The 12,089-nt window shown below is 43.7% G+C and carries 9 protein-coding genes; 3 read left to right on the top strand and 6 right to left on the bottom strand.

Features of this window, described 5'->3' with window-relative positions:
• Positions 1 to 99: 99 nt before the first annotated feature.
• Positions 100 to 696, top strand: a complete 597-nt coding sequence (gene pnuC / locus H515_RS0110725) for a nicotinamide riboside transporter PnuC (RefSeq protein ID WP_154653700.1) — start codon at positions 100 to 102, stop codon at positions 694 to 696.
• Positions 693 to 1,355, top strand: a complete 663-nt coding sequence (locus H515_RS0110720; protein WP_025875595.1) for a thiamine diphosphokinase — start codon at positions 693 to 695, stop codon at positions 1,353 to 1,355. Before pnuC ends, H515_RS0110720 begins: the two co-directional genes overlap by 4 nt.
• A gap of 44 nt (positions 1,356 to 1,399) precedes the next feature.
• Here the strand turns inward: H515_RS0110720 and dnaA are convergent, their stop codons facing one another.
• The 5 genes from dnaA to H515_RS0110695 all read right to left on the bottom strand — a co-directional run bounded on the left by dnaA (position 1,400) and on the right by H515_RS0110695 (position 8,621).
• Positions 1,400 to 2,806 (bottom strand): chromosomal replication initiator protein DnaA, encoded by a 1,407-nt coding sequence (dnaA, locus tag H515_RS0110715; protein ID WP_025875597.1) that lies wholly within the window; start codon positions 2,804 to 2,806, stop codon positions 1,400 to 1,402.
• Positions 2,807 to 3,256: 450 nt separating this feature from the next.
• Positions 3,257 to 4,237 carry an MlaD family protein gene (locus H515_RS0110710; protein WP_028901937.1) on the bottom strand — a complete coding sequence of 327 codons (981 nt, stop codon included), beginning with the start codon at positions 4,235 to 4,237 and terminating at the stop codon, positions 3,257 to 3,259.
• Positions 4,238 to 4,239: 2 nt separating this feature from the next.
• The gene (locus H515_RS0110705) at positions 4,240 to 5,484 is read right to left on the bottom strand and encodes an N-acetylmuramoyl-L-alanine amidase family protein (protein WP_025875599.1); all 1,245 of its coding nucleotides are present in this window, start codon (positions 5,482 to 5,484) and stop codon (positions 4,240 to 4,242) included.
• 43 nt (positions 5,485 to 5,527) lie between these two features.
• Entirely contained in the window at positions 5,528 to 5,920 is a 393-nt protein-coding gene (gene folB, locus H515_RS0110700; protein WP_028901936.1) for a dihydroneopterin aldolase, read from the bottom strand.
• A 97-nt stretch (positions 5,921 to 6,017) separates the two neighbouring features.
• Positions 6,018 to 8,621 (bottom strand): adenosylcobalamin-dependent ribonucleoside-diphosphate reductase, encoded by a 2,604-nt coding sequence (locus H515_RS0110695; protein WP_028901935.1) that lies wholly within the window; start codon positions 8,619 to 8,621, stop codon positions 6,018 to 6,020.
• Positions 8,622 to 8,712: 91 nt separating this feature from the next.
• Here H515_RS0110695 and H515_RS0110690 point away from each other — a divergent pair, with 91 nt between their 5' ends.
• The gene (locus tag H515_RS0110690) at positions 8,713 to 9,453 is read left to right on the top strand and encodes a nitroreductase family protein (RefSeq protein WP_025875605.1); all 741 of its coding nucleotides are present in this window, start codon (positions 8,713 to 8,715) and stop codon (positions 9,451 to 9,453) included.
• Between the two features lie 110 nt (positions 9,454 to 9,563).
• Here the strand turns inward: H515_RS0110690 and H515_RS0110685 are convergent, their stop codons facing one another.
• Positions 9,564 to 12,074 (bottom strand): YfhO family protein, encoded by a 2,511-nt coding sequence (locus tag H515_RS0110685; protein WP_028901934.1) that lies wholly within the window; start codon positions 12,072 to 12,074, stop codon positions 9,564 to 9,566.
• Positions 12,075 to 12,089: the final 15 nt, after the last annotated feature.

Genomic DNA, 12,089 nt, shown 5'->3' with positions numbered 1-12,089 from the left:
AAATAAAAGACCTAACACCAACAGCACAGGTGAAGGTTCAACTCACCAAACTTAAAAACTCAAAACATTATCACCCATAACTAATTCATCATCGCCAACATGTTTGACACCTATCAAATATTAGATGTAGTAGGAACAATCATCGGACTGATATACATCTATCAGGAATACAAGGCCAGCATCTGGCTTTGGCTGACAGGTATCATCATGCCATTGGTCTATACGTTCGTGTATTATGAGGCTGGACTCTATGCCGACTTCGGCATGCAAATCTATTATACGCTCGCAGCCATTTACGGATTCCTATATTGGAAGTTTGGGAAAAAGAAAAGAAACGATGACGAGGAAATACCAATCACGCATTTCCCCAAGAAGTTGGTTCTGCCTTCTGTTTTGGTTTTCATAGTGCTTTGGGGTACATTGTATTTGATTCTCTCCAAGTTTACCAACTCCACGGTTCCCGTACTTGACAGTTTTGGCAATTCACTCAGCTTCATCGGGCTGTGGGCACTGGCAAAGAAATATTTGGAACAATGGCTGATATGGATAGTCGTTGACGTAGAGCTTGCCGGACTTTATGTCTATAAGAATATTCCATTCACAGCTGGGCTCTACACCTTTTACACCATCATCGCCATAGCAGGTTATTACAAATGGAAACGAATGATGAAAAAAGAGAGGGAGACTATGGCATGAGAGAAAGAAATTTAAGCGGAATACAAACAAAATATGATGTTGTGGTGTTCGGTGCAGGAGATGTGCCCACCAGCTCCATTATCTTAGACATCCTGAAGAATGCAAAACATATCGTGGCCTGTGATGGTGCACTTGAAGATTTGCTGAAATTAGGAGTTGAACCCGAAGCGGTGATAGGCGATGGTGACTCTATCGCACCAGAACTGAAAGAAAAGTATGCCCATATATTCCACCAAATCAAAGAGCAGGACGACAATGACCTAACCAAGGCTACAAAATATGCACTCAACCATTTTGATTTGGACAGTAAGCCCTCGTTCTGTATTTTGGCGGCAACAGGGAAAAGGGAAGACCACACACTGGGGAATCTCTTTCTCCTCCTCCACTACTACAGGCAACTGGGCATCAATCCGGTCATGATCAGCGACTATGGGTGGTTCGCTGTCGCATCAGGCAAGACGGAGTTCGCATCCTTTCCACGCCAGCAAGTGAGTGTTTTTCAATTCGGATGCCAACGCATCTCAAGCGAAGGGCTGAAATGGGCTGTCTATCCTTTTGAGGAGTTTTGGCAAGGAACCCTCAATGAGGCAACCGGCAATAGTTTCACTATCGATGCTGATGGAATGTATCTGATTTACAGGACACATCTTCCAAAATAAAAAATCAAGGGAGCCATAAGAATATGACTCCCTTGATTTTTATTCTAACCTTTTAACTTGAAGGAATTCTCAATAGTAGAAAGTTCTGAAGTAAACCTTTTATCTACCTGAAGCTTTTTCTCTATCTGAGAGCAACTGTGTATCACGGTGCTATGGTCTCTGTTACCCACCAACTTACCAATACGGCTTGCAGGCATTTTCGTATATTTTTGTGCGAAATACATGCTCACCTGACGGGCCAGAACGATATCATGCTTGCGTGAGCGTGAGTTGACAGCCGTCGTAGTCACATTGAAATGCTCACAAACCTTATCAAGTATCTCGTCAATGGTCAAAGGCTCATCATCAACCTTCACTGCCCGTTTGATGACTCTCTCGGCCAGACGCATATCCACCTTACTATTATAAACAACACTGTAGGCCAACAACGAGTTAATAACACCCTGAAGGTCACGTACACTGCCATTTGCCGTCTCTGCAATGTACTGAATGACATCATCAGGAATGCTCAATCCATCGCGTTTAATCTTACTATAAAGGATATCAATACACAACTGGACATTTGGCTTTTCCAACTCTGCTATCAGACCACAGGCAAACCTGGTGAGCAAACGGTCGTTCATTCCCTTCAGTTCTACGGGCGGACGGTCCGAGGCAAGGATAATGCGCTTACCGTTTCTAAACAAATGATTGAAGATATGGAAGAAAGTGTCTTGAGTCTTGGTAGCTGTCATCCATTCCTGAATATCATCCACTATCAAGACATCGACTGTTTGATAGAAATTAATGAAGTCGTTGGTCGTATTATGCAATACGGAATCGGTGTATTGTACTTGGAACAAGCGTGCCGAAATGTACAAGACACGTTTCTGTGGATATAGCTGCTTTGTGCGTAAACCTATCGCATTTATGAGGTGAGTCTTGCCACAACCTGAAGGACCATAGATAAACATCGGATTGAACTGGGAAGTATTCGGATGTTCAGCAATTGACAACCCGATTGAACGGGGTAACTTGTTGCTGTCGCCTTCAATAAAATTACTGAATGACTTGTGGGGATCCAGCTGTGGGTCGATATCTTGCGGAGCTGCATCCAAAATTGTCGGCGATTGGTTTCCTCGTTCAGTAGGAAGCTGAGTAGGAATTTTCTCAACAGGATCAGCTTGTATATCCTGTGTAAGGTTGTGCGCCTGGTCAGTCACCACGCGATAAGTCAACTTAATCCCTTGCCCATAGACACGATTTAGCATTTTACTCATCAGGTCAACAAAGTTTTCCTCCAGATACTCATAGACAAACAGGCTGGGCACTTGAACCAACAAGGTCTTCGAAGCCGCATCAAACGACTCAAATACGATTGGTTTGAACCATGTAGCGAATTGCTGCCCTGTGACATTCTCCTTGATAAGTGAGAGACATTGTCCCCAGAGAGCACTGGGTTGAACATTCATGTTTACTAATAAATAATTTTTGTATGCCTTTCGACGATAGTGTGTCCTAAGACTTATTTTAATTGTAATTGCAAAGATAGTAAAAAATAACCAAACTCTTAAATTATGCTTTCATAAAATGAGCTAAGTAAAAGTCATATAATATGCTATTCTTTAGGGTTTAGCGATAAACAGTAATAGATAATCTCATTTTGATAGTTGTACACTTCCAACCATTTGTTTATCAATGGGTTGTACAATTAGAATTGAATATATCAATAATTAGTGAAACATTTTACTTTAACACTAAATTGATTGATTCTCAATCAAGTTGTAATGTTCACTTAAAGCGTGGAACTTGAATGTATCTATTTATACTCTTTTTAAATAGGATAATATTTATTGCTTTAGAAATCTAAATGAGAATGCATATAAATGGCAAGTGGAAAGGTTAACTTTCCACTTGTATTTTTACTTGTCTTTCCTTCCGAAAATAGAGAAGTGGACATAGCGTTTCGGATGTGCCTTGAGGTTTACCATCAAGCTATCAACATCTCTCAGAGTGCTGTTAAGATTGTGATAGAGGGTAGGATCGTTCATCAATAATCCCATCGACCCTTTATTGCTATTTAAGGTCGTAGTCAAAGTGTTAACATGATCCAACACGGTGTGGACCTTTGCCATCGTCGTGGCTACGTCCAGCGCATTCACCTTGTTGTTCAGATTTGCTATCATGCCATTAGCGCCCTTGATTGCATTGCGAGCCTCCGTTATTCCCCCATTGGCATTTACCATCATGCCATTAGCGTTGGCAAGTAAACTATTAGCCTTTACCGTCATGGTTGGCAAGGCACCATTCATCTGGAACAAAAGAGCATTTAGCTGTTTTGTTGAAGTCGTCAAATCTGCAGTAATCTTATCCACGTTATGAATTGAGCTCTTTATGCCTGGATCAGACAAAATATTGTTGACATTTGCCAATATGCTGTCGAGTTTGGGCAACATCTTTTCGATTGAAGGAATCATTTTCTGTACATCCCCAAGAGCGCCTTTGTTGATGCTCCCTCCAATCAGTCCGTTTTGAGCAATCATTTTCTTGCCGTTACCTAATATGAGATTCACTTGTATGTTACCCATCAGATCGCCAACGATTTCCGCCTTTGTTCCCTCCGGTATCTTCATATTCTTGTCGATATCAACTCCAACAGATATCGCCTTGTGCGGATTCTCGTAATCGTATTGGATTTCCTTCACAATGCCCACCTTATATCCATTGGCAAAAACTGGGGTTGTCAAAGTCAAGCCATTAATATCATCAAACTGCATTTGGTAACGCACGTCAGATGAGAAGAGATTGAGTCCCTTGAGGAATTGCATGCCGAAAAACAGTACAACGATTCCTGCTACTGCAACAAGGGCAATCTTGACTTCGGGTGAGAAAAACTTTTTCATTCCTATTGATTTTTATTTTTATTCTTAACATACTCGCCAATGGCCAGACTGGTATTTATTCGCTGACCATTCTTGAATGCGATGATAAACGCCTGTGGAAAATCCTCCTTCAGCTTATTTTTCAAGCGCATTATATCATTGTAATCCGCACTTGAGCCTATCGTGTATTTATACAAATCCCCCTCGAGAAAACAAGTGATATCATCGTGACCTTTAAAATGTTCACTTCCCGTGGGCAATTGCCTATTAAGTGCAAACACCTGCAACTTGAAGATTGGACGATTCAAGCCACTATCATCCTTGATAGCTTTCTTTCCGCGAGACGATGCTATTGTTTTTGTCACTGAAACCTTCGACACAGGCTTGGATTGGACCACTTTAGGCTTATCCAATGGCTTTTTCTCTTGTTTCGGAATCAATGATACTACCTTGTCAAAGGCTATTTTCTTGTCATCAACGGGACGGTAGGGTATCACGATTTTGTCGTCGTAAATATTTTTATACTCCACGAAGGCTTCATAAATTCCACGCGCCATCATACTGATTCCATAAGAAGAGTTCAGAAAACGCTCTTCCTCGGCAGAAGTAATGAAGCCAAGTTCTATCAAACAACTTGGCATTGATGTCTCTCGCAGAACAAGAAAGCCTGCCTGATGCACCCCCTTATCCAAACGATTGGCAATGGAACAAACGGAACGTTGGATGAGACTGGCCAACTTTACGCTCTTTTCCATATTGGCCGTCTGTAGGAATTCAAACATGATATAACTTTCTGACGAGCGCGGATCGAATCCCTGATAAGTCTGTTTGTAGTTCTTTTCTAATGAGATTACACTGTTCTCACGCATGGCAACATCGAGATTGTCCTTTGCTCTGTGCATACCCAGCGTATATACCTGAAAGCCCATTGCCGAATGGCCCGACGGAACAGAATTGGTATGAATGGAAATGAATAAGTCTGCCTTTGCTCTGTTAGCAATATCGGCACGTCCTTTTAGCGAAATAAAGACATCTGACTTTCGGGTATATATAACCCTGACATCGTGAAGGTTTTGTTCCACAAGCTTTCCGAAGGCCAAAGCAATATTGAGATTAATATCCTTCTCTTTCGAGAGTGCACCTATTGCGCCAGAATCGTGTCCGCCATGCCCAGCATCAATGACGAGTGTAAACTTTTCCTTTGCCCCGACAGTTGTCAGAACACAAAAGAAATTCAACACTAAGAGAAATGAAATTTTATTAATCATACTATTCTATCGTACGCAAAGTTAAGCATTTTCGGTCGAAAAACTAAGGTATGTCAATGGTTTTATCATTTATTAAATGTAATTCCACCCCAGCTCCATCGCAATCTGCTCCCATAGGAGGATTCTGTTTGGTTAACTTTACATCAATTGCTTCTATTTGCGGGTAGGCCGTTGTCAGTTCATGGGCAATTTCACCGGCCACAAATTCCAACAGCTTAGCCTTTCGTGACATAACGTCCCTTACCAAATCATACACTCCGGCATAGTTGAGCGTATCAACGACGTCGTCTGTCTGAAGTGCTTTTGCAAAAGGATATTGCAGGCGAAGGTCAACAACATAGTCGTTCCCCACAACCATTTCCTGTTCCCCCACTCCGATATAGGCATGAAATCTGACACCTTTTAAATAGATATAGCCTGCATTTAGCTTCAGCATTTCCATATTTTTGAATTGCGCCCTCAAATGTTAGCAATATCATGAATTACAAACAAACGAGGGCGCACATTATTATTTTGGTTGTTTAAAAAAGATTTTATCCACAACGGGATGCACCACAGTTAGTGCAAATCAAACATCCTTCCTGATAGACCAATGTCTCCTGACCACAAACCGGACATGTCTGACCAGAAGCCACGGTTCCGTCTGTTACATATTTCTTCAAAGCACGCTCAACACCATTCTTCCAAGTGTTGATGCTCTCACTCTTCAACTGTAGTGAGCCGACGAGCTTTATTACATGGTCGATTGGCATACGATAGCGGAGCACACCTGAAATCAACTTGGCATAGTTCCAATATTCTGGATTAAACTTCTCTGACAATCCCTCAACGGTCGTTTTGTATCCACGTTTGTTCTCAAACTGGAAGTCGTAGCGATGTGAGCCATCGGGATTAGTCTGCTTGATGATTTTGCCTTTTGTTACACTCTTCGGCAACACAATTCCCTCATCGTCGTCCTGCAAGCCAGTGAATATTTCGTATGGATAACCATCGAGCAAACCAACAAACGCCACCCACTTATCCTTATTATTCTGGAAACGAACCACATCACAATCAAGCACTTGCGGACGGACCTCCACTACATGCGGTGGCTGGCAGATGTGCTCGTGCTGTTCTTCAGCTATGCTCAAGTCCTTGACCTTTTCTTCTGCAGCCGCATCGTTATTCTTGTCTTTCTTATCCTTGTTGGATACCGAAATCATGACACCTGAACGAGAGCCGTCACGATAGATTGTGCAGCCCTTACAACCACTCTTCCAAGCCTCTACATAGAGTTTATTGACAAGCGCCTCATCCACATTGGCTGGCAAATTGACAGTCACGGATATGGAGTGATCGACCCATTTCTGAATGGCGCCTTGCATGCGCACCTTCATCAGCCAGTCAACATCGTTGGCCGTTGCCTTATAATAAGGTGAACGCTTCACGAGCTCATCAATTTCTTCCTGTGTGTATTTCTTTGTAGAATCAATTCCATTAACGGTCATCCAATCCAGGAACTTCTTGTGATTGACAATATATTCCTCGAACGAGTCTCCCACCTCATCAACGTAATCAACATGAACATCCGTATCATTGGGGTTCACCTTACGACGACGGGTATAGACCGGCATGAATACAGGTTCTATGCCCGAAGTGGTCTGCGTCATTAGGGATGTTGTGCCAGTCGGCGCAATCGTCAGACAGGCAATGTTTCTGCGACCATACCTTACCATATCCTCGTAAAGCTGAGGATCTTCCTCCTTCATGCGCAACAAGAAAGGATTGTTTGCCTCCCGCGAAGCCTCGAATATTTCAAAAGCCCCACGTTCCTGAGCCATTGTCACCGATGAGCGATAAGCATTCAGTGCCAGTGTCTTATGGACTTCAACAGAGAAATCAGTCGCCGCTTTAGTTCCATAGCGTAATCCCATCGCCGCAAGCATGTCTCCTTCTGCAGTAATACCCACACCAGTACGGCGACCAGCACCGCTCTTTGCCTTTATCTTTTCCCAAAGATGGTATTCAGAGTTCTTCACTTCATCGTTTTGTGGATCACTCTTGATTTTAGCCATAATCAGCTCTATCTTCTCCATTTCCAAATCGACGATGTCGTCCATGAGACGCTGAGCCAACTGAACATGTTTCTTGAATTTTTCGAAATCGAACCGTGCCTTGGTTGTAAATGGGTCAACGACATACGAGAAGAGATTGATGGAAAGCAGACGACAACTGTCGTAGGGACACAATGGTATCTCGCCACATGGATTGGTAGATACAGTCTTGAACCCTAAATCAGCATAACAATCAGGCAAGCTCTCACGAATAATCGTATCCCAGAACAACACTCCTGGCTCGGCACTCTTCCAAGCATTGTGAACAATTTTCTCCCACAATTTCTTAGCAGATATTTCCTTGCGGAACAACGGTTCTTTGCTGTCAATAGGAAACTGTTGCACATACGGTTTGTCATTCACGGCTGCATCCATGAATTCATCGGTGACTTTCACGGAGACATTAGCCCCCGTTACCTTACCTTCCTCCATCTTGGCATCAATGAACGACTCTGAATCAGGATGTTTGATGCTTACAGACAGCATCAGTGCTCCACGACGACCATCCTGAGCCACCTCGCGTGTACTGTTTGAATAGCGTTCCATGAAAGGCACAAGGCCCGTTGAGGTCAAAGCAGAATTATTCACTGGTGACCCCTTTGGGCGAACATGACTCAAATCATGGCCGACACCCCCACGACGCTTCATCAACTGCACCTGTTCCTCATCAATACGAAGGATTGCTCCATAAGAGTCTGCATCACCATCCAACCCTATGACAAAACAATTGGAGAGTGACGCAACCTGATGGTTGTTGCCAATACCAGTCATCGGACTGCCTGCAGGGATGATGTAACGGAAATGATCAAGCAGATCGAAAACATCCTGCGCACTGATTGGATTCTTGTACTTGCGTTCAATACGCGCAAGCTCATTGGCAATACGCCAATGCATTTCCTCTGGCGACTTCTCATAAATCTTGCCAAAGCTGTCCTTCATTGCATACTTGTTCACCCAAACTCTTGCGGCGAGCTCATCGCCATCAAAATATTTCAAGGAGGCATTAAATGCCTCTTCAAAAGAATACGTATTGTTATTGTTCATGTTCAATTAGCAAATTTTCAAGTGCGAAGATACAAATTGTTTTCCAAAAATGAAAACTTTTTTATAATTTTGTAGCGTAAAAATTTCAATTATGAAAACTATCAGTACAAGAAAGAGTATAAGAAAGTACTCAAAACAAGAACTTTCTGATGAGACCTTAAAGAGATTATTGAGTGAAGCCGAAAGGACGCCCACCATGGGGAATCTTCAACTTTACTCTGTGGTTATAACAAGAAAAGACGAAATGAAGAAGAAGCTGGCGCCCTCACATTTCAATCAGCCCATGGTAGAAGATGCGCCAGTGGTCCTCACCTTCTGCGCCGACTTCAGACGTACCACTCTTTGGGCGAAAGAGCGGAAGGCTACTCCTGGTTACGACAATTTCCTTTCATTCATGAATGCAGCTACTGACGCATTACTCTACTGTCAAACCTTCACCAACCTCGCCGAGGAGGAAGGTATCGGCACTTGTTTCTTGGGGACGACAATCTACAATCCTAAAGCCATCATCGATACACTACAATTGCCCAGACTGGTAATGCCCATTGCCACATTAACGATAGGTTGGCCTGACGAAAACCCAAAACAGACCGACCGACTTCCAATCGAAAGCATTCTTCACAATGAAACCTACAATGACTATACCCCACACCTTATTAATACATTCTATACACACAAAGAATCAATAGAAGAAAATAAACATTTTGTAGAGTTGAATCATAAAGAGACTTTAGCACAGGTAGTAACAGACATACGCTATAAAAAAAATGACAATGAAATAATGTCTGCTAATCTTATAGACGCACTAAAGCAACAGGGTTTCTTAGATTAAGTTTGCAAAAAAGAAAACTGTAGAAGTTTTTCATCAAATTATCGGATTAAAGCAAGTGGAGAATAACTAACTATATTATTCTCCACTTATCCACTTCTTAATAATTTATTTTATTTACCTATTTTCCGTTTCTTACACTCAAGAAATACAAGAATTCCAATGGCAAGTAGTAAAAGGGCAATAGCTATATAGGCTACCGTTTCTGTAGTTTTGATGCTTGACGGATGGAAGTCGAGCACAACCTGATGCTTGCCAGGTTTGACTTTCAGGGCGCGGAGAATGTAGTTGACACGTCCCAGCTCAACAGACTGACCATCAACAGTGGCAGTCCAACCAGGGTAGTATATCTCTGAAAATGTCACTACTCCACCCTTGTTTGACGTCACAGTGTATTCCAAATTATTGGGCTCGTATTTCACCAGTTTAACGCTTGCTGTCGAATCGTCAGCTTGCGCCTCTCCCAGCACAGACTCGAACTTCTTGTCGGCCACCGCCTCATGTCGGACATCAATCGTTCCAAGTTTGGCATACTCGGCATTGGCATCGGCAACATAGTCAATCTTTCTGACAAACCACCCGTTGCCCTGTGCGTAGGGATTCTTAATTTGCATCGTAGCTCCGTCCTGCAAAGGCAGAATGAAATATTTTGCGTTGAGCATGTTCAATATCGGGAAGGTTTTGTTGCCATCCACGGCTGCCATGTCTCCGCTATTTACTGCCAACTCTTGCATGGTTGACTGCATTTCAGGGACTATATACTTGTCGATTATTTCCTGATAGCGGCGCAATTTGGCTGGATGATAGCCTCCAATGCTCTTGTGGAAATAAGACGTATTGTTCTCGTTGAAAGCTCCAGAGGCAAAGTTCAGCACGCGATAGGAAAGGCTCTTGTCTTTCAGTATTATTTTATCGACATCCGTCGGTTGTTTGGGGGCATCACGTTCACTCTTTTCGACGAACATTCCGTCGTTCAAATACCGCTTGTCCACCTGCCATAAATCGACGAGGCAGAGCAAAGCCAAACCCGCTATGAGATAGACAGGTTTCAGTTTTCGCACCTTGAAGAGCAGAAGCATAGCCACGCCAATGACAATGATGATGACTGAACGCCACGCATCGGCACTCACCATGGCTGAGCGCATGGTTGCAATGCTCGACAATATCATACTTTGAACGTCGGGTGTCATGCCTTGGATGCCTTCCACCATTTGTTGTTCCTGACTGCTGACAAAGGGCCCCATCATACTTGGTAGGAGTGCCATTATCAAAGCCACTCCAGCCGTCAGGCCGAAGCTGACGTAAACATATTTCATGTTCTTCGCAAGGCACGGTGATTCGTCAATGATTTGTTTCAGAGTGAGAGCCGCCAACAGCGGAATAGTGAACTCGGCGATGACCAAGATACTTGCAACGGTGCGGAACTTGGCATACATCGGAACATAGTCGAGGAAGAAATTGGTGAATCCCATGAAGTTATGCCCCCATGACAAAAGGACGGAAAGGACAGTTGCCCCCAGCAATGCCCACTTCAGGGGCGTCCTGACAATGAAGAGACCCAGTACGAACAGGAACAAAACAAAAGCCCCCACATAAACCGGACCACTCGTGCCTGGCTGGGTTCCGAAATACTGAGGCATGGCGTCATAGAGTTGTGGAATCATCGACAGAACATCGCCATTGGCTTTGCTCATGGCAGTCTCGTTCTGACTTAAAGGAATGCTTGCCCCTCCCTTAGCGTTCGGCACGAGCAAGGTGAGCGTTTCATCGACGCCATAGCTCCATTGAGTAATATAATCGCGGTCCAATCCCGAATTGGTTTGGTTGGCATTGTCCTTCTTAACAAGCTCACTCTTTCCACGCATGCTCTCCTTTTGATACTGCCACGTGTGATAAAGGTTGGAGATGTTGATGGCAATGCCAATGCCTGCCGCCATCGCCAAGACACCCGATGCCTTGAGAAAATGGGCTATTTGCTTGTTGCGTATGGCCTGAACCAGATAAGCCACTATCATGAACAGAATAATGAACAGATAGTAATAGGTCATTTGCGCATGGTTGGCCTTCACCTCGAAGGCTGCAAAAATAGCCGTCACAATGAATCCCCAAAGGTATTTGCCTCTGTAGGCCAGCACAATGCCCCCTATCATTGGCGGAAGGTAGGCCAGAGCCATCACTTTCCAGAAGTGACCAGCCGCTATAATTATCAGGAAATAGGACGAGAAAGCCCAAATGATACTTCCCAATGCCGCCAAAGACTGCCTGAAATCGAAGGCCCGCAGCAAGATATAGAATCCAAGAAGATAGGCAAACAAATACCAGACGTAATCGGGTAGCCACAGATGATAAGCCGACATCACTTCCGACAGGCCGTTTGTCGAGCCGTAAGATGGCGACATCTGGTAAGTTGGCATACCGCTGAATACGGCATTTGTCCAACGAGTGGTCTCACCCGTACGGTCTTTAAACTCCTTTTGCTCCTGTCCCAGCCCTACGGCGGCCTCGGAATCGTGACGAAAGAGGATTTGTCCCTGTGAGACAGGCACGAAGAAGTAAGCAAAAGAGATTACTACGAATAGCAGAACCACCACCACATCGGGCAAGTATTTCTTCAATGTTTGCATATTTCTAAATTTAAG

The organism is Prevotella corporis DSM 18810 = JCM 8529, assembly GCF_000430525.1.
GTDB classification, from domain to species: Bacteria; Bacteroidota; Bacteroidia; order Bacteroidales; family Bacteroidaceae; genus Prevotella; species Prevotella corporis.
Note: the sequence above shows the minus strand (reverse complement) of the source record. Positions and strands in the feature narration are given on the sequence as shown.